18 protein-coding genes and 1 pseudogene are annotated in these 18,279 nt (G+C 68.3%); 13 read left to right on the forward strand and 6 right to left on the reverse strand.

The genetic code is table 11. The annotated features are described in order from the left end of the window. Positions 1-2: 2 nt before the first annotated feature. Entirely contained in the window at positions 3-1,790 is a 1,788-nt protein-coding gene (locus IPV09_RS06245; protein ID WP_207474381.1) for a glycoside hydrolase family 15 protein, read from the forward strand. A 13-nt stretch (positions 1,791-1,803) separates the two neighbouring features. Here IPV09_RS06245 and IPV09_RS06250 read toward each other — a convergent pair whose 3' ends face one another. Genes IPV09_RS06250 through IPV09_RS06260 form a run of 3 tightly spaced genes read right to left on the reverse strand, consistent with a single transcriptional unit; the run spans position 1,804 to position 4,652 of the window. Further along, a complete protein-coding gene (locus IPV09_RS06250; protein WP_207474382.1) occupies positions 1,804-3,510 on the reverse strand; it encodes a SulP family inorganic anion transporter in 1,707 nt (568 codons plus the stop codon). Continuing rightward, a complete protein-coding gene (locus IPV09_RS06255) occupies positions 3,507-3,869 on the reverse strand; it encodes a helix-turn-helix transcriptional regulator (protein WP_207474383.1) in 363 nt (120 codons plus the stop codon). Before IPV09_RS06255 ends, IPV09_RS06250 begins: the two co-directional genes overlap by 4 nt. Positions 3,870-3,884: 15 nt before the next feature. Further along, positions 3,885-4,652, reverse strand: a complete 768-nt coding sequence (locus IPV09_RS06260; RefSeq protein WP_207474384.1) for a GntR family transcriptional regulator — start codon at positions 4,650-4,652, stop codon at positions 3,885-3,887. A gap of 160 nt (positions 4,653-4,812) precedes the next feature. Between IPV09_RS06260 and IPV09_RS06265 the strand changes: the two genes are divergently transcribed. The 7 genes from IPV09_RS06265 to IPV09_RS06295 are packed head-to-tail and all read left to right on the forward strand — an operon-like array spanning position 4,813 to position 11,467. Further along, positions 4,813-6,330: an ABC transporter substrate-binding protein gene (locus IPV09_RS06265; protein WP_207474385.1), complete on the forward strand. Its 1,518-nt coding sequence runs from the start codon at positions 4,813-4,815 to the stop codon at positions 6,328-6,330. A gap of 4 nt (positions 6,331-6,334) precedes the next feature. Next, on the forward strand, positions 6,335-7,393 hold the full coding sequence (locus IPV09_RS06270; RefSeq protein WP_207474386.1) for an ABC transporter permease: 1,059 nt from the start codon (positions 6,335-6,337) through the stop codon (positions 7,391-7,393). Further along, positions 7,390-8,220 (forward strand): ABC transporter permease, encoded by an 831-nt coding sequence (locus IPV09_RS06275; protein ID WP_207474387.1) that lies wholly within the window; start codon positions 7,390-7,392, stop codon positions 8,218-8,220. The genes IPV09_RS06270 and IPV09_RS06275 overlap by 4 nt, the downstream gene beginning before the upstream one ends. Then, positions 8,220-9,053, forward strand: coding sequence for an ABC transporter ATP-binding protein (locus IPV09_RS06280; RefSeq protein WP_207474388.1), 834 nt, complete (start codon positions 8,220-8,222; stop codon positions 9,051-9,053). Before IPV09_RS06275 ends, IPV09_RS06280 begins: the two co-directional genes overlap by 1 nt. Then, on the forward strand, positions 9,050-9,820 hold the full coding sequence (locus tag IPV09_RS06285) for an ABC transporter ATP-binding protein (RefSeq protein WP_207474389.1): 771 nt from the start codon (positions 9,050-9,052) through the stop codon (positions 9,818-9,820). The genes IPV09_RS06280 and IPV09_RS06285 overlap by 4 nt, the downstream gene beginning before the upstream one ends. Continuing rightward, a complete protein-coding gene (locus IPV09_RS06290) occupies positions 9,817-10,542 on the forward strand; it encodes a tyrosine-protein phosphatase (protein WP_207474390.1) in 726 nt (241 codons plus the stop codon). The genes IPV09_RS06285 and IPV09_RS06290 overlap by 4 nt, the downstream gene beginning before the upstream one ends. A 1-nt stretch (position 10,543) precedes the next feature. Further along, positions 10,544-11,467, forward strand: coding sequence for a metallophosphoesterase (locus IPV09_RS06295; protein WP_207474391.1), 924 nt, complete (start codon positions 10,544-10,546; stop codon positions 11,465-11,467). Between the two features lie 12 nt (positions 11,468-11,479). Here the strand turns inward: IPV09_RS06295 and IPV09_RS06300 are convergent, their stop codons facing one another. Continuing rightward, positions 11,480-12,316: an isoprenyl transferase gene (locus tag IPV09_RS06300; protein ID WP_207474392.1), complete on the reverse strand. Its 837-nt coding sequence runs from the start codon at positions 12,314-12,316 to the stop codon at positions 11,480-11,482. A gap of 124 nt (positions 12,317-12,440) precedes the next feature. Here IPV09_RS06300 and IPV09_RS06305 point away from each other — a divergent pair, with 124 nt between their 5' ends. The 5 genes and pseudogenes from IPV09_RS06305 (at position 12,441) to IPV09_RS06325 (ending at position 16,747) form a co-directional block, all read left to right on the forward strand. Next, positions 12,441-13,091: a hemolysin III family protein gene (locus IPV09_RS06305; RefSeq protein WP_207474459.1), complete on the forward strand. Its 651-nt coding sequence runs from the start codon at positions 12,441-12,443 to the stop codon at positions 13,089-13,091. Between the two features lie 229 nt (positions 13,092-13,320). Further along, a pseudogene (locus tag IPV09_RS06310) lies at positions 13,321-14,657 on the forward strand (PhoH family protein). 49 nt (positions 14,658-14,706) lie between these two features. Then, complete coding sequence (locus tag IPV09_RS06315; protein WP_207474394.1) at positions 14,707-15,261, forward strand: DUF4245 domain-containing protein; 555 nt, start codon at positions 14,707-14,709, stop codon at positions 15,259-15,261. A gap of 39 nt (positions 15,262-15,300) precedes the next feature. Beyond that, a complete protein-coding gene (locus IPV09_RS06320) occupies positions 15,301-15,663 on the forward strand; it encodes a metalloregulator ArsR/SmtB family transcription factor (RefSeq protein WP_207474395.1) in 363 nt (120 codons plus the stop codon). Continuing rightward, the gene (locus IPV09_RS06325; RefSeq protein ID WP_207474396.1) at positions 15,656-16,747 is read left to right on the forward strand and encodes a cation diffusion facilitator family transporter; all 1,092 of its coding nucleotides are present in this window, start codon (positions 15,656-15,658) and stop codon (positions 16,745-16,747) included. The genes IPV09_RS06320 and IPV09_RS06325 overlap by 8 nt, the downstream gene beginning before the upstream one ends. 31 nt (positions 16,748-16,778) lie before the next feature. Here the strand turns inward: IPV09_RS06325 and IPV09_RS06330 are convergent, their stop codons facing one another. Then, positions 16,779-17,006, reverse strand: a complete 228-nt coding sequence (locus IPV09_RS06330; protein WP_207474397.1) for an exodeoxyribonuclease VII small subunit — start codon at positions 17,004-17,006, stop codon at positions 16,779-16,781. Beyond that, positions 16,999-18,255: an exodeoxyribonuclease VII large subunit gene (gene xseA, locus IPV09_RS06335; protein WP_207474398.1), complete on the reverse strand. Its 1,257-nt coding sequence runs from the start codon at positions 18,253-18,255 to the stop codon at positions 16,999-17,001. The genes IPV09_RS06330 and xseA overlap by 8 nt, the downstream gene beginning before the upstream one ends. Positions 18,256-18,279 lie beyond the last annotated feature (24 nt).

Here is an 18,279-nt window from a genome sequence, read left to right on the forward strand (position 1 = left end):
ACATGGACACCCCGCTGGAACAGTACGCCCTGCTTTCTGACCAGCACACCGGGGCACTGGTGGCCCTGGACGGAAGCATTGACTGGCTGTGCCTGCCGAGGTTCGACTCCCAGGCGGTCTTCAGCGCCATCCTCGGCGGGGAGGATGCCGGGCACTGGACCCTGTCCGTGGTCGACGGCGAGGTCGTCGAGCGGCGCTACGTGCAGGACTCCTTCGTCCTGGAGACGGTCTGGCAGAGCCCGACCGGACGCGTCACCGTCACCGACTACATGCCCATGTCGAAGCCGGGCGAATGGTTGCGCCACGACCTGATGCGCAGCGTCCACTGTGATGAGGGCACCGCCGTGGTGGCGCACACGCTGCGGATCAGGTTCAGCTACGGCGAGGCGGTGCCGTTCTTCCGCACCGAGGAACTCGACGGCCAATGCTGGATTCGCGCTGTTGCCGGCCCCGACTCGCTGATGCTGCGGGGGCCGCTGCTGGAACAGCACGACGGCCACCACGTCGGGCAGTTCGCCATGGCGCAGGGCCAGGAACTGCACTGGGACCTGTCCTGGTCGACCTCCTTCCGTGAGCACCCCGACGTGCCCGAGCCAACCGCCGGTCGAGCGGACACCGTCCGGTTGTGGAACGAGTGGGCCAGCCGGATCAGCGTCTCGGGCCCCTACGCCGAGCCGGTGCGCCGCTCCCTGCTGACCCTGCGGGCGTTGACCGACGAGGTCACCGGTGGCATCGTCGCGGCCCCCACCACGTCACTGCCCGAGGACTTCGGCGGCAGCCGCAACTGGGACTACCGCTACGTCTGGCTGCGGGACTCCGCGCTCACCATCGAGGCGATGGTCTCCCACGGGTTCACCGACGGCGCCAATCGGTGGCGCGAATGGCTGCTGCGGGCCATTGCCGGCGACCCCAGCAAGCTGCGCATCATGTACGGCCTGGGCGGCGAACGACACCTGCCCGAGTTCGAACTGGGTCACCTGACCGGCTACGAGAACTCGCGTCCGGTGCGGATCGGCAACGGGGCGGCCAACCAGTACCAGGCCGACGTCGTCGGCGAGGTGATGGTCGCGCTGCACGAGTTGCGCGCAGCAGGGGTGGACGAGGACGAGTTCTCGTGGGGGCTGCAGCGCTCCATGCTGGACTTCCAGGAGGCGCAGTTCGACCGCCCCGACCACGGCATCTGGGAGATGCGCGGCAACCGGTACCACTTCACCCACGGCCGGGCGATGATGTGGGCCGCCTTCGACCGCGGCGTCCGGGCCGTTGAGGAGCACGGTCTGGACGGGCCGGTCGAGCGATGGCGCCAGCGACGTGCGCAGTTGTTCGCCGAAGTCTTCGAGTGCGGCTGGAACGACGATGTGCAGTCGTTCACCCAGAGCTACCAGAGCACCGAGGTCGACGCCTCACTGCTGCAGTTGCCGCAGGTCGGGCTGCTGGCCTACGAAGACCCGCGGATGCTGTCGACGGTGGCCCGGATCGAGACTGACCTGCTCGACGAGCACGGCTTCCTGCACCGCTACCGCACCGACACCGGCACCGATGGTCTGGCCGGCGGGGAGTACCCGTTCCTGATCTGCTCGTTCTGGCTGGTGGAGCAGTACGCCCGGACGGGCCGGGTCGCGGACGCGCAGGCGATGATGGCCCAACTGCTGGGGGTGCAGACCGACCTGGGGCTGCTGTCGGAGGAGTACTCCCCACGGCACCGCCGATTGGCGGGCAACTTTCCGCAGGCGTTCAGCCACCTCGGGCTGATCCGTGCCGCCGACGCCCTGGACGACGTGCTGCGCTGACGGCGCGGTCGGTTCACTGCGTCGGTGATGCCTGGGACGCGATCCGCTCCCTCTCGACGTGGCTGCGGGCGTGGGCCAGGGCCTGGGGCATGGCGGTGAACAGGTGCTCGTGGTGGCGCAGCGACGACAGCACCCCCACCGACCGGAAGACCGCCTCGTGGCGTGGCTGGACGCCCTTGAGCAGCACCGTGATGCCTCGACGTTCCAGGCCGGTGACCACCTCGCTGAGCACCCGGGCGCCGCTGGCGTCGACCAGTTCCAGCTGCGACATCCGCAGGATGACCACACTCACGTCCTGGATGCGCATGGTGGCGTCGAAGATCTTCTCGGACGAGGCGAAGATGAGCGGGCCGTCGAAGCGCAGGATGGCGATGCTGTCGTCCCCGGGGTGGGGGACGCCGCGGATCGGTTCGCGGCTGACGTCGGTGGCCCGGACGAGGTTGCGCAGCGCCACGATGCCCAGCACCACCATGCCGACGATGACCGCAACGATCAGGTCAAAGGACAGGGTGACGATGAAGGTGATCACGAAGCTGAGGGCGTCGCCACGGGTGGACCCCAGGATCGCGCGCACCGTGGACACGTCGACCATGCGGACGGCGGTGACGACCAGGATGCCGGCCAGCGCGGCCAGCGGGATGGACCCGACCGGTCCGGCCGCGACCAGGACGACCAGCAGCAGCACCAGGGCGTGGGTCATCGAGGCCAGTCGGCTGCGGGCACCCGAGCGGACGTTGACGGCCGTGCGCGCCAGCGCCGCCGTGGCGGGCATGCCGCCGAAGAAGCCCGACCCGACCGAGGCGATGCCCTGGCCAATGAGTTCCCGGTCGGGGTCGTAGGGGCCGGTGTCGTCCATGGACGCCGCGACGCGGGCTGACAGCAACGACTCGATCGCGGCCAGGGCAGCGACCGTGCCGGCTGCGGGCAGCAGGCTCACCAGCAGGCCGCCGGTGAAGGGCGGCAACGAGGGCATCGGCAGGCTGTGGGGGAGTTCGCCGATGACGGCCAGGGGGGTGGCGACCAACGTGGCGACCACGGTGACCAGCACGATGCCGGCCAACGACCCGGGGATGGCGGGATGCAGTTTCGGGGCCAGCACCATGCAGGCGGCCACGGCGCCGGCCGTGCCCACGGCCCAGGGCAGGTAGCCCAGATCGGTGGCGGCGATGGCCTGCACCGCGGCCACCACGGTGTTGGAGCTGTGCTCGCCGACCCCGGCCTGGGTGGGTGCCACCAGCAGCGGCACCTGCTGCAGCAGGATGATCACCCCAATGCCCATGGTGAAGCCCTCGATCACCGGCCAGGGGATGAACGAGACGGCTCGTCCGAGTCTGAGGACACCGGCCAGGACGACCAGGACGCCCGCCATCACGGCAATCGTCGCGACCACGCCGGCGCCCTGACTGGCGACGATCGGCAGCAGCACCACGGCCATCGCTCCGGTCGGACCCGAGACCTGGACGTTGGAGCCGCCGAAGAAGGCGGCGAGCATGCCGGCGACGATGGCCGTGACCAGCCCGGCCTCGGCGGTCACGCCGGAACTGACCCCGAAGCCGAGCGCCAGGGGCAGCGCCACGATGCCCACGGTGAGACCGGAGACCAGGTCACGGCGCCAGGTCGTGCCGACCTGGGCGTAGTCGCCGATCGAGGGCAACAGGCTGCGCCAACTGCGGTCGCGGCGGGCGGGCAGGGCCGCGGTGGTGGCGTCGGGAAGCGTCATGAGCTCGGCAGCTCCGGAAGGGAGCCAACGCCATCCGCGCGTTGGTTGTCGGACTCGACAAGCTCACCGAGCAGGTGCCGGGCCACCGCCAGCAGGTCGGCCACCGAGGGCGAGAAGAGCCGGTAGTGGACATGACTGCCGCGACGCTCGGAGATGACCAGACGATTGCGGCGCAGCACGGCCAGGTGTTGGGACAGGTGCGAGGCCTCGAGTTCGGTACTGGCGATCAGCTCGGCGACGGTGTGTTCGCGTCCGTCGGCCAGAAGTTCGAGGATGCGGATGCGCAAGGGGTGGGACAGGCCCTGGAACAGTCCTGCCTTGACTTCGTAGAGGGGACGCGCGTTCCAATGTAGTGACATGATGAAGTCATCATATCAAGGTTGCTCGTCGTCATCCGTCGGGTCGAGGTAGTGCAGGACGAAGCGTGCTGAGCGGCCGGGCATCCGCCGCACCACGTACACCATCGGTTGGTCTCGGGTTCCCATGACGCCTTCACGCACCAGCAGTGGCGACCCCACCTCGAGGGACAGTGCGTCCGCATCATCCATCGAACACGCCATGGCCGAGAAGGCTCGCCAATGGTGCACCAGGGGTTGGTCCGAAAGCTTCTGCAGGGCCCGGCGCATCAGCCCGGTTCCGGTGAACGCCCCAACAAGCCCGGTCAGGCTGGCGGGTACGACGTAGGTGTTGGCGATCCACGGGTGTCCCGAGTCGAGCATGAGGGTGTGGTGGGCTCTCACCTGCGCTGCTGGCAGCCCGATGTGGTCGGCGCCCTCCTCGAGGTAGTCCTGACGCCCGGGGCTGGGACTCAACAGTTGCTCGCTCACCTGGCGCAGGCTGGGCCGGGTGGCCCCGTCGTCGTCCCCCGCGTCCCCGGGTGAGGTCCAGTGGCTGTCGCGTCCATGGGGTTGCACCCGGGTGGCGAACTCGACCAAGGTCGGGGCCTCGGCGACGAAGGCCCCGCGCCCGTGCCGCACTTCGATGGCGCCGGCGCGCCGGAGTTCCTCCAGCGCCTGGCGTAGCGTCAGGCGGTTGACCTGGTACTGCTCGGTGAGCTCACTCTCGCTGGGCAGGGGATTGCCTGGCGGTAGTCGTTGCTCACCGATCCTGCTCCACAGGTCACGAGCGATTGCCCGGTACATCGGCTCTCGCCGCCTGCGATCGTGGCCTGTCATTTCATCCCCCGTGTTGCTGAACGTCAGCTTCTTTGCAACTTCTTGTCACCTGTGTGTCATCCCAGACATCTAGACATCTATATGACCGCCTGTCGCTGTGAGAAGACTAACCACCAAGGAGTGTCATATGCTCACGAAACTCATCCGAGGAGCCACCGCCCTGGCCCTCGCCCTCACCCTCGCCGCATGTTCGTCGGCGACCGAGTCCACCCCCGGCAACGCCAACCCGACCAACTCCGACGCCAGCGTCCACATCGGCTTCGTCCTTGAGCCCACCGGTCTGGACATGTTCTCCACCAGCGGCGCTGCCCTGCGCCAGGTCGAGTTGGGCAACGTCTACGAGGGGCTCGTCCGTCGGACCCACGATGGCGCGTTCGAGCCGCTGCTGGCCAAGGAGTGGAAGATCTCCGACGACGGACTGAATTACCAGTTCACCCTGCAGGACGACGTCACCTTCACCGACGGACAGAAGATGACGTCGGCCGACGTGGTGGCGTCCTTGTCGCTGACCTGCGGCGAGGCCTGCGGCGGCACCGCCGAGACCGCGAGCACTCGTCTCACCGCGGTCACTTCCATCAAGGCCGACGGTGACGACAAGGTCGTGATCACCCTCAAGCAGCGTGACTGGCGCCTGATCGACACCCTGTCGACCGACGTCGGCGCGATCGTCCCCGCCAAGCACGACGTGGACCTGGCCCAGAAGACCAACGGCACCGGCCCCTACCAGGTGACCAACTGGCAGCAGGGCAGCAGCATCACCCTGACCCGCCGCGACGACTACTGGGGCACCAAGCCGAAGAACAAGGAGGTCGTCTACCACTTCTACAAGGATCCCTCCGCAGCCGCGAACGCCCTGGCGTCCGGCGAGATCGACCTGCACACCGCCCCCAATGCGGACATGATCGAACGGTTCACCGGCGACGACAAGTTCGTCATTGGCGAGGGCTCCTCGGCCAGTTGGATGACGCTTGGCTTCAACAACAAAAACGAGGTGCTCAGCGATGTACGCGTGCGTCGCGCGCTGAGGATGGCCGTTGACAAGGACGGCCTGATCACCGCCCTGGGAATCAAGGCCGAGCGGGTTGGCTCGATGACCGTCCCCGACGACCCGTGGTACACCGACCTGACCTCGGTCGACAACAACGACAAGGAGCAGGCCAAGGCGCTGCTCAAGGAGGCCGGGCAGCAGAACCTGACCCTGACCCTCAAGGTTGCCAACACCTACGACAGCAAGATCAGCGAGTACCTGGCGGCCCAGTACAAGGAGATTGGCGTCACCTTGAACATCGAGCAGATGGAGTTCGCCACCTGGCTCGAGGACGTCTACCAGAAGAAGGACTACGAGTTGACCATGGTGCTGCACGTCGACCCGTGGACCCTCAGCTACTACGGCAACCCGAAGTACTACTGGAACTACGACAACCCCGGCGCGCAGAAGGTGCTCAACGAGGCCTTCACCGCCACCGAGGACCGGGTCGCCCACGACAAGCTCAAGCAGTTGTCAGAGCTCGTCACCAAGGACGCCGCCAGCGACTGGCTGTACGCGCCCCGCACGGTGATCCTGGCCAACACGTCTGTGTCCGGGTTCCCGACCAACCGAATCAACTCCGAGTTCCACGTCTGGGACATCGAGAAGTCGAACTGAGCCCATGTCACACACCACCAGCTTCGAGCCCGCGGGGACGCAGGACTACGTCCTCGCGGGCACGGTGCGCCCAGAGGTGCCCGAGGACGACAGCATCGCGCCGCCACCACGGTCGCGGCCGCCCTGGCTGTCGGTCCTCGGGCACGTCGGGGTCGCACTGTTGGCCCTGTGGGTTGCCAGCATCGTGATCTTCTTCTCGCTGCACTACCTGCCCGGAGACCTGGCCGCGATCAAGGCCGGCACGGAGGCGACCCAGGAGGAAATCGAAGCCATCCGGGTCTCACTGGGTCTGGATCGTCCGGTGTGGGTGCAGTACTGGGACTGGTTCAGTGGGGTGCTGCGCTTCGACTTCGGCGTCTCATCACTGTCCCACCTGCCGATCAGCGGGCAGTTGCTGCAGATGATGGCCGTCACCGGCCCGATCGCGCTGGCCTCGTTGCTGGTCGCCCTGGTGATCTCGATCCCGCTAGGGGCCCTGGCCGCGGTGCGCCGCCATGGTGGGCTGGGGCAGGTGTTGCAGGGGCTGACCCAGGTCGGGGTGGCAGTGCCGGTGTTCGTCTTCGGCATCCTGCTGGTGGACCTGTTCTCGGTGCGGGCCAAACTGCTGCCCGCCACTGGCTTCCCGACCGATGGCTGGTCCGACCCCATCGCCGCCACCAGGTCGCTGGTGCTCCCGGTAATCACCCTGACCATCCCCCAGGTGGCGGTGCTGGCCCGCTTCGTGCGCTCGGCCACCATCGACGTGCTGCATCGCGACCACCTGCGCACCGCCCGTGCCCAGGGCCTGTCCGGGGGACGGGCGCTGCTGCAGAGCTGGCGGATGGTCGCCCTGCCGCTGTCGGGGGTGATCGCACTCGACTTCGCCGGGCTGATCACCGGCGCCGTGATCGCCGAACAGGTGTTCGCGCTGCCGGGGGTCGGCAGCTTCATGCTGTCGAGTGTCAGCGCTCGCGACATCACCGTCGTCCAGAGCGTGCTGATGATGCTCAGCGGCATGATCATCATCTTCATGGCCCTGGCCACCCTGGTCCAGGACCTGCTCGACCCAAGGTTGCGCTCATGACTGTCCTTCGCAAACTGCTCCGCCAACCGATCGGGGTGGCCGCACTGGTCATGGTGGGCCTGGTGGTCCTCACCGTCCTGGTCTCGTTAGTGTGGACGCCCCACGACCCGCTGGCGATCGACGTCTCCAATCGCTGGGCGCCGTGGTCGGCGACCCATCCGCTCGGCACCGACGCGCTGGGCCGCGACACCGCCTCCCGGATCATGCTGGGCTCCCAGGTGACGGTGACCACGGCCGTGCTCGCGGTCGCACTGGCGACGGCCCTCGGCGTACCGCTCGGCGCACTGCTGGTCTTCCTGCCTCCCGGGCTGTCGTCGGCGCTGCAGCGGCTGGTCGACCTGATGGTCGCCTTCCCGACGCTGGTGCTGGCGGTGATCATCGCCACCTTCGCCGAGGGTTCGATGTGGGGAGTGGTGCTGGCGATCGGGCTGGGCTCGGTCAGCACCATCATCCGCACGATCCTGCCCGAACTGCGCCGCAGTCGCAGCACCGACCACGTCATGCTGGCCCGCACGAGTGGGGCGGGGCCGCTGTGGCTGACGTGGAAGCACATCCTGCCTGAGGTGACCGCGACGCTGCTGGTGCGCACCACCCAGTTGCTGGGGGTCGCGGCACTGGCCGAAGCTGGGCTCAGCTATCTGGGTCTTGGCACCCCGCCACCCTCGCCGTCCTGGGGTCGGATGCTGGCAGAACACCAGCAACAGATCTATACCCGTCCCGAGGTGCTGGCAGCGCCCGCCCTGGTGATCGTGTGGACGACACTCGGCTTCAACCTGCTCGGCGATGCCCTGCGCGACGCCCTTGACACACGTTCGGAGGTGGGCTGATGACTGCCCTGCTCGAGGTCGACAACCTGACCGTCCGCTTCGACCAGACCGCGGCCGTGGACGGGGTCTCGTTCACGATCCACCCCGGGGAGCGGGTGGGCCTGATCGGTGAGTCCGGTTCCGGCAAGTCCATGGCCTGCCTGACCATCCTCGGTCTGCAGCCCCGAGTCGCGAAGGTGACCGGCTCGGTGCGATTCGAGGGGAATGAACTGCAAACAGTCCGCGACGATGACATGCGCCAGTTGCGCGGGGCACGGATCGGCACCGTCTTCCAGGAACCGATGACGGCGCTGAACCCGGTGATGAAGGTCGGCGCCCAATTGGTGACTGCGCAGCGCATCCACGGCCAGATCACCAGCCGGCAGACGCGCGCCAGAGCGATTGAACTGGCCGGTCTGGTCGGGTTGCCCGACCCGGCCACCATCATCGACCGGTACCCCCATCAGCTTTCGGGTGGGCAACGACAGCGCGTGGTCATCGCCATGGCCGTGTCGTGCACACCGGCCCTGGTGCTGGCGGACGAGCCGACAACCGCCCTGGACGCCACCGTGGCACGCCGGGTGCTCGACCTGATGGTGCGCTTGTGCGACGAGTTGGGCAGCGCGTTACTGCTGGTCACCCATGACATGGGCGTGGCCACCTCCACCTGCGACCGGCTGATGGTGATGCGTGGTGGCCACCTGGTCGAGCAGGGGCCCTCAGCTGAGCTGGTCCAGAATCCCCAGCAGGACTACACCAGGAACCTGGTCACGGCCGCCCGTTCGACCGGCCTCGACCTGGCCGGCGCGCACGCGGTGCTGGCCCGACAACGAGGCGAAGGAGCCACGCTGTGACCGCACTGCTCGAAGGATTCGCGTTGACCCGCCGCTACGGCGCCACCGTCGCCGTGGACCGGGTGGACATCCGGGTCGAGACTGGCGTCTCGCTCGGGGTGATCGGTGAGTCAGGTTCCGGCAAGACGACCTTGATGAAGCTCATGCTTGGCATCAATGCCCCGGACGAGGGGCGGGTGTTGTTCGAGGGCCGACCGGTCACCGCCGGCGGTTTCGGGGTCAAGCCGTGGCGTCGTCACATGCAGGTGGTGCTGCAGGACCCGTACTCATCGCTGACCCCGTCGATGCGGGTAGGTGAGATCCTGGCCGAACCAGTGCGCCTGCTCGAACACCGTCGACTCGGCCGTGCCGAGGCGAGCGGGCTGCTGGCTGAGGTGGGCCTGCCCGCGCACATGGTGGACCGCTACCCCCACCAGCTTTCCGGCGGCCAACGCCAACGAGTCGCGATCGCCCGGGCCCTGGCGGTCAAGCCCCGGCTGCTGATCGCCGACGAGCCGGTCTCGGCGCTGGACGTCTCCGTGCGGGCCGACCTGCTCGCCACGCTGGAACACATCATCGCGGAACGTGGCCTCACGCTGGTGGTGGTCTCCCATGATCTCGGTGTGGTGCAACGGCTGTGCCCGCAGACGATGGTGATGAGCAATGGCCGCGTGGTCGAGAGCGGAGAGACCCTCCGCTTGTTGACCGCACCCCAGCACCCGATCACCCGGGCGCTGGTCGACGCCGTACCGCGGTTTCCCGTGGCGAAGGGGAGGACGGACGCATGAGTGCGGCAGACAGTCATCCGGTGCCGGTGGGAGTGCACAACATGCGCTCGATCGGCGGTGCGGGAGGAGTGCCCGGACCCAGACTCCGACCTGGTCGGCTGTGGCGCTCCAGCGCTCCACTGCGCGAACACCCGGGCCTGGCCGACGACCTGCACCAACTGGGCGTGCGCACCGTGCTCGACCTGCGCGACGACTCCGAGCGCCGCCTGGCCCCCGCGCTGGTCGGCGACGAACTGGTGTTGCGTTGGGTGCCGGTGTTCGGCAATGAGCTCGGCGGTCTGGTCTGGGACCAGTTGACCGATCTGTACGAGCTGATGCTGACCCGGTTCGCCCGCCAACTGGCCAGCGCAGTCGGCGTCATCGCCGACGCCATGCCCGGTCCGGTGCTGGTGCACTGCACCGCGGGCAAGGACCGCACCGGCGTGGTGTGTGCACTGGTGCAGGAAACCCTCGGCGTGTCCCGAGAACGGATCCTCGCCGACTACCGGTTGTCGGCCGAACTGCTCGGGGAGGACTACCTGGCCGACCTGTCGCGCGTCACGGGCCGCGGGCGGATGGCGGGCGAGGCCGCCCATCGCGCCACCGCCTCGCCCTCCGAACTCCTGGCCACGACGCTGGACCGGCTCGAGGAGCGCGGTGGCGTCCGCGATTTCCTGCTGGACAACGGATGTTCTGCCGACCAGTTGGACCGACTCGCCGAGCACCTGCTCGACAAGGAGTGACATGCGCATCCTGCACGTGAGCGACCTGCATCTGGCCGGAGATGCCGCTTGGCACTACGGAAAGGTCGACACCGCCGCCCGCCTGGTCGAGTTGCTTGACGGGCTCGAGCTGGCATCACTGCCCGCCGACCGGCGTCCGCAGGTGGTGGTGGTCTCCGGCGACATCAGCAACGATGACTCGGCGCAATCCTACGACTTGGCCCTCGAGCTGGTCGGCGCCAGAGTGGCCGGGTTGGGCGTGCCCGTGGTCTGGGCCCCGGGCAACCACGACAACGGCGCGCACTACGACCGACTGCACCAGCCTCACGGCGCCGTGGCCCACCACGCTCGCGGAGTGGTCACGGTCCCCGGCGGTGCGGTCGCGGTCGTCGATACCCGGACGCCGCGGCGTGGCTTCGGCCAGCTACCGCAGGAGTTCGACGGACTGCTGCACGAACTGGCGAGCGTTGACGGCGAGAGGGTGTTGGTGATGCACCACCCGCCGGTGCCGGCTCCCACTGCGCTGCACCACGCGCTGCGGTTGCGAGGCGCCGAGGTGTGGGCCGAGAAGGTCGCCGCAAGCGGTGTTTCGCTCGTCCTGAGCGGGCACTACCACCTGCCAGGTGTGCATCGCTGGGGACGGGTGCCGGTGGTGGTCGGGGCTGCGGTGGCGAACCTGACCGACCCTGCGGCTGCCTGGGCCGAGGAGTCAGCGCTCGCCGTACACGGCCTGACCCTCGTCGACTCGCGGGATCCGGCCGCGGCCAGGTTCGTCCGGATCGGTGCGGCCGAACCATCGCAGGTCTTCAGAATGGACGCCGAGCGGGTGCGCGTAGTGGCGAGCTGGGCGGGCAATCCTGAGGAGGCTGACGGCGGGATGGACGACACTGGCCGCGCCCGGGAGTTGGCCGAAGTCTGGCGTCGCCACCGTCCGGTCGGCTGGTGACGTTACCCGGCCTCAGCGTCCGTAGCGACGCTCACGCTGGCTGAACGAGCGCAGGGCCCGCAGGAAGTCCACTCGACGAAAGTCGGGCCACAGCGCCTCGCAGAAGTACAGCTCGCTGTGCACGCTCTGCCAGATCAGGAAGCCCGAGACGCGTTGCTCGCCGCTCGTGCGGATGATCAGGTCCGGATCGGGCTGGCCCTTGGTGTAGAGATGGTCGGCGATCTGCTCGATCTCGAGGGTGGTGGACAGTTCGGCCAGGGTGGTGCCCCGATCGGCCTCGTCGGCCAGCAACGACCGGAAGGCGTCGCGCAGCTCGTGGCGTCCGCCGTAGCTGACGGCGATGTTGATGTGCAGGCCGTGGTGTTCGCTGGTGCGTTGGGTGGCGGCGGTCAGGCGTTCGGCGATGGGGGTGGGCAGCAGGTCCATGGCGCCGACGATCTGCACCCGCCAGTTCGACCGGCCGGCCAGCTCGTCGACCAGGTCGGCGATCACCTGCAGCAGCCCGTCCAGTTCGTCGCCCTCGGCCCGCTTGAGGTTGTCGGTGCTGAGCACCCACAGGGTGACACGCCCGATGCCGGCCTCGTCGCACCAGCCACAGAAATCGAGCAGCTTGGCGGCGCCAGCGCGGTAGCCGGCGATCAAGGGCTGCCCCGGGGCGTTGAGCCGAGCCCACCGGCGGTTGCCGTCAGCCATCACCGCGACGTGCTGGGGCAGCCGGTCGCGGTCGAGTTCAGCGGTCAGGCGGCCCTCGTAGGACCGGTAGAGCAGGCCGCGCGGGTGCAATCGGTCCACCAGTTCCTGCAGGCCGTCGCGACCACGCAGGCGGCTGAACAGGGGCGACTTCGACATGGGTGCCAGCCTAGCCACGACGCGGCCGTCGCGTCCCCCTGTCAAAGTGGACCTCCAACCTACGCAAGCGTAGGTTGGGCTCGTGCAGACCATGAACCCAGGACCCGACGCGCCAGACGCCGGGATGCTCGACCAGCTCGTCACGGCCGTGAAACCGCGGCTGCGGGGCTGGTTGCACACCGGGATGACTCCGCTCGCCTTCCTCGGCGGCCTGGTGTTGATGATCGCCACCCCCACGGTCGGCGGGCGTCTCGCGGTGGCCGTCTACGTGGTCAGTTCGCTGATGCTCTTCGGCAACTCCGCGGTCTACCATCGCGGCACCTGGAGCGAGCGCACCACCCGGCTGCTGCGCCGATTCGACCACGCCAACATCTTCGTCTTCATCGCTGGCACCTACACGCCGCTGGCCGTGCAGCTGCTGGACGGCTCGTCGCGGGTGCTGCTGCTGGCACTGGTCTGGGCCGCTGCCGCGCTGGGCGTCGCCTTCCGGGTGCTGTGGCTCGCGGCGCCGCGCTGGCTCTACACCGCGCTGTACCTGTTGATGGGGTGGGCCGCTGTCGGCTGGCTGCCCCAGTTCTGGACCAACGGGGGACCGGTGGTGGTCCTGCTGATCATCGCCGGGGGACTGGTCTACTCCGTTGGCGCGATCGTCTATGCCCGCAAGCGCCCCAACCCGTCGCCGACCTGGTTCGGCTTCCACGAGATCTTCCACGCCGCGACTGTGCTGGCCGCCCTGTGCCACTTCGCGGCCATCTGGGTTGCCACCTTCTCCTGAGCGCTCGCCGACTGCGGAGGGGAAACTCCAGATGAACTTCGTCCGAGCCTTCGGCGCGGCATCGGATTTCGGACGGGGTGGAGAATTAGTTTCAGTTCCAGAAGCAGCTGCCAGCGCCCCATGGTTCGCCTTCCCCGGTGATGCTTCGCCACGGAACGAAACATCCAGCAAGGGTCCGCTCGCCCCCTGGTGAGGCCCTTGCCACGGGAAGGAAACACCGTGTACAAGAGTGCCACCGACCAGCCGTCCCCACTGCTCGACTCCGCCGGTTCCTCGCGGACGCTGAAGACCTACGTGATCGACACCTCGGTGCTGCTGAGCGATCCCCGCGCGCTGCTGCGATTCGCCGAACACGCCATCGTGCTGCCGATCGTCGTCATCACCGAACTCGAGGCCAAGCGCCACCACCCCGAGCTGGGCTACTTCGCCCGCTCTGCCCTGCGCCTGCTCGACGACCTGAGGGTCGAGCACGGCCGGTTGGACGCGCCCGTCCCCGTCAATGACCAGGGCGGGTTCATCCACATCGAACTGAACCACACGGATCCCGAGCGCCTGCCGGTGGGCTTCCGGCTCGGCGACAACGACACCCGCATCCTGGCCGTGGCACTGAACTACCAGGCCGAGGGGGCCGACGTGGTGCTGGTCTCCAAGGATCTGCCGATGCGCGTCAAGGCGTCCGCGGTCGGGCTGGAGGCGCAGGAGTACCGGGCCGAGTTGTCGCCCGAGACCGGCTGGACCGGCATGGTGCAGGTGGAGGTGGCCGCTGAGGTGGTCGACGGGCTCTACTCCCAGGGCAGCATCGTGGTGCCCGAGGCGGCCGACCTGCCGATCCACACGGGCCTGGTGTTGCACTCCAGCGGTGGCACGGCGCTGGCCCGCAAACTGCCCACCGGTGAGGTGCGTCTGGTGAAGTCGGATCGGGAGGCCTTCGGGTTGCACGGGCGTTCGGCAGAACAGCGGGTCGCGCTCGACCTGTTGCTCGATCCCGAGGTGGGCATCGTGTCGCTGGGCGGGCGAGCAGGCACCGGGAAGTCGGCACTGGCCCTGTGCGCGGGCCTGGAGTTGGTGATGGAGCGTCGCCAGTACTCCAAGGTGATGGTCTTCCGTCCGTTGTACGCGGTCGGCGGCCAGGACCTGGGCTACCTGCCCGGCAGCGAGAGCGAGAAGATGTCGCCCTGGGGCCAGGCGGTCTTCGACACGCTGGGTGCGCTGACCAACAAGTACGTCATCGACGAGATCGTCGAGCAGCAGATGCTTGAGGTGCTGCCCTTGACCCACATTCGCGGACGCTCCTTGCACGACGCGTTCGTGATCGTCGACGAGGCGCAATCGCTGGAGCGCAACGTGCTGTTGACGGTGCTGAGCCGGCTGGCCGGGAACTCGCGGGTGGTGCTGACCCACGACGTCGCCCAGCGGGACAACCTGCGGGTGGGCCGCCATGACGGGGTTGCCGCGGTGGTCGAGAAGCTGAAGGGCCATCCCCTGTTCGGCCATGTCACGCTGACCAGATCGGAGCGCTCCCCGGTCGCCGCGCTGGTGACCGACCTGTTGGAGGACGCGCTCTGAGGCGGCGCTGGGATTGGTTCGCGCTTGGCCAAGCTGGGAGACTGTCCGGGTGGCTCGACCCAAGAAGAATGCAACTGCACGTGACATGTTCCTGACCATCCTGGTGCTGATGGTCCCGTTGGTGCTGATCACCTGGTTCTTCACGCGTGACCCCGAGCAGCCTCCGGTCCAGTCGGTCGACTGGCAGGCGGCGGTCGTGCAGGCCCAGCAGGCGGACGACTTCCCGGTGAACACCCTCAAGGCGCTCCCGGCGGGATGGATGGCCACCAAGGCTGCGTGGGTGCCGACCGGTGAGGTGCTGCCGTCCGGTGCCACCGCCGGAGGGTCCACCCTGGAGCTGGGGTTTCTCAGTGAGAATCAGACCTACTTCGCCGTCAACCAGACCATGGCACCCAAGGGTCCCTATCTCGGCCATGTGACGCGTGAGGGTGCCGCGGTGGGAACTGTCGAGGCTGCGGGCCTCCAGTGGCAGCACTACGTGTCGGCGGACCAGCGCACCCACTCCCTGGTGCACACGACAGCGGGGGGACTGACGATCGTACTGGTCTCCGATGCGGGTGTGGATCGGCTCCGTGAGGTCGCCGGCCTGCTGACGCCCGCCTGAGCGTCGCGGGTGTACTAGTATCTGCATGTGAATGCAGGTATGAACATAGATGTCGGGCTGCCGGATGACGAGGATGTCGACCTGGCGGTGGAGATCTTCGCGATGCTGGCCGACGCCACCCGGGTGCGGATCATCCTGGCCCTGGGGGCAGGGGAGTCATCGGTCAACGAACTGTCCACGGTGGTGGGCAAGTCACCGGCGGCGGTGTCCCAGCACCTCGCGAAGCTGCGTCTGGCCCGAATCGTGGCGCCGCGGCACGAGGGCACCCGCGTCTACTACCGACTGCTGAACGAACATGCCCAGCAGCTGGTCTCCGATGCGATTCACCAAGCCGAGCATTCACTGGGCGGGGTGCCCCGGCACCATGCCGACGAGCAGGATGCGGGGCGCAGCCATGAGTGACGCCACGCGTACCCAGGACCACCCCCACGACGGCGCGCATGGGCATGCCCATGACCACGGGCATGACCACGACCACGGGCATGACCACGACCACGGGCATGACCACGAGCATGGGCATGACCACCCGCATGGGCATGACCACCCGCATGGGGGACTGCGCGGTTTCCTCACCCATCTGTTCGTGCCGCACAGCCACGACGCCGCCGACAAGATCGATGACGCGTTGGAGGCGAGCAGCCAGGGCATCCGGGCGGTCAAGTTCAGCCTGGTGGCACTGCTGGTCACCGCCCTGCTGCAGGTGGCGGTGGTGCTCATCAGCGGCTCGGTGGCGCTGGCGGCCGACACCATCCACAACTTTTCCGACGCCCTGACCTCGATCCCGCTGTGGATCGCGTTCGTGCTGGGACGCCGGGTGGCCAGTCGGCGATTCACCTACGGCTACGGCCGCGCCGAGGACCTGGCCGGCTTGTTCATCGTGGCGATGATCGCCCTGTCGGCGGTGGTCGCGGCCGTGGAATCGGTGCGTCGACTCGTCGACCCCCAGGAACTCGACCACCTCGGGTGGGTCGTGGCTGCGGGGGTGATCGGCTTCCTGGGCAACGAGGCCGTGGCCAGCTACCGCATCCGCGTCGGTCGTCGGATCGGATCGGCGGCACTGGTCGCTGATGGCGTGCATGCCCGTACCGACGGGTTCACCTCGCTGGCCGTCGTCTTCGGCGCCGTCGGAGTGTGGCTCGGTTTCCCCATCGCCGACCCCATCGTCGGCCTGGTGATCTCGGCAATGATCGTGGTCCTGCTCTGGGGGACTGCCCGCGACGTCGGCACCCGACTGCTGGACGGCGTCGACCCGGAACTCACCACACGTGCAGAACAGGCCGTGCTCCACACCGCAGGTGCCGCCCCGAGTGAGTTGCGTCTGCGCTGGAGCGGCCACCGCCTGACCGTCGCGGTGACCCTGGAGGCTCCACGGGACGTCAGCATCGAGGCCTTTGCGGTCCTCGCCTCTCAGGTGGAGGCGGCCCTGCGCACCGAACTTCCCGCCATCAGCGAAGTGCGTATCACCGCGGCGCCGATTCCCGCCTGAGCCGACATGCCGTGCCGGCGGCGGCTCGCGCCTAGCCTGACGAGGACTCCGCTGCCGGGCCCTCGCCCTGCGTGCGGGCTGCCGCCACCTTGGCCTTGGCGCCGTCCAGCCACTCCTGGCAGATGGCGGCCAGTTCCTCGCCGCGCTCCCACAGCTGCATGGACTCGGCCAGCGGTGTCCGCCCCGACTCCAGTTTGTTGACCACTTCGCCCAGCTCCTGGCGGGCCTGCTCGTAGGACAGCTTCGGGGTCTCACTCATGGGTGCCTCCAGTGGCGTCGGACGGATGGTGGTGGACGTGAGGGGTGGACTCGCGGACCTCGAGGATGATCGAGCCGTCATGCACGTAGGCCATCAGGTCGTCACCCTCGTCGACCTGGTGCACGGAGGTGATCGTGTCGGTGCCGTCGCTGAGGATGGCGTAGCCCCGCTCCAGGGTGCGCTGCGGCGACAGTGACCTGATGCGTTCGAGCTGGTGCCCCAGCGCCCGTGACTCGTCCTCGACGGCGCGGCCGATGGCGGCGCGCAGGGTCCGTCGCTGGGACTGCAGCCGCTCCTCGTGCATCTCGAAGCTGGCCAACGGATTGCGCAGCACCGGACGCGACCGCATCTGGTCCAGTGCCCGCTGTTCGTGGTCGAGGCGCGATGCCACCGCCTGGGCCATCCGTCGGCGGGCCTGGGTGAGCAGCTGGTGCTCCTCGGCGGCGTCAGGAACGATCCGCTTGGCGGCGTCGGTCGGGGTGGAGGCGCGGACGTCGGCGACGTTGTCGAGGATGGGGGCGTCCTTCTCGTGCCCGATCGCCGAGACGACCGGGACTCGGCAGGCGGCCACGGCACGCACCAGACCCTCGTCGGAGAAGGCCAGCAGGTCCTCCAGTGACCCGCCGCCGCGGGCAATGACGATGACCTCGACGCCAGGGGTCCGCTGCAGCTCGTCCAGCGCCGCCATCACCTCGCTGGCGGCATTCTGGCCCTGCACCAGGGTGTGGCGGATCTCGAACTGGGCCGAGGGCCAGCGGCGCAGGGTGTTGGTGACCACGTCGCGCTCGGCGTCGGAGTTCGCCCCGGAGATCAGCCCGATGCGCGTGGGCACGAACGGCAGCCGCTGCTTGCGGTGCGGCTCGAAGAGTCCCTCGGCCTGCAGGGTGCGCTTGAGGTGCTCGAGCCGGGCGAGGAGTTGGCCCTCGCCGACGGGTCGCAGCTCGCGGCACTCGAAACTGAGGCTGGTGTTCTGCTCCCACATGCGGGCCTTGATCCACGCGGCGACGGTGGCACCCTCGGTCAGCGGCCCGGCATTGTCCAGGACCAGCCGGCTGCAGGTCAGCGTCGCGGTGACGTTGGCCCGCAGGTCGCGCAGCTTCAGGAACTGGGTGGCCCCGCTGCGGCGATTGATCTCCAGGATCTGGCCCTCGACCCAGATGTCCCCGGTGCGTTCCACCCACTGCTTGAGGGCGGCAACGACCCGCCCCAGCGGCTGGGGCTTCTCCGGCGAGCTTTCGAGTGATGCCACGGGCTCAACCCTAGAGGCTGCGTC

This window comes from Tessaracoccus sp. SD287, from assembly GCF_017355265.1.
In the GTDB taxonomy this organism is placed as follows: Bacteria; Actinomycetota; Actinomycetes; order Propionibacteriales; family Propionibacteriaceae; genus Aestuariimicrobium.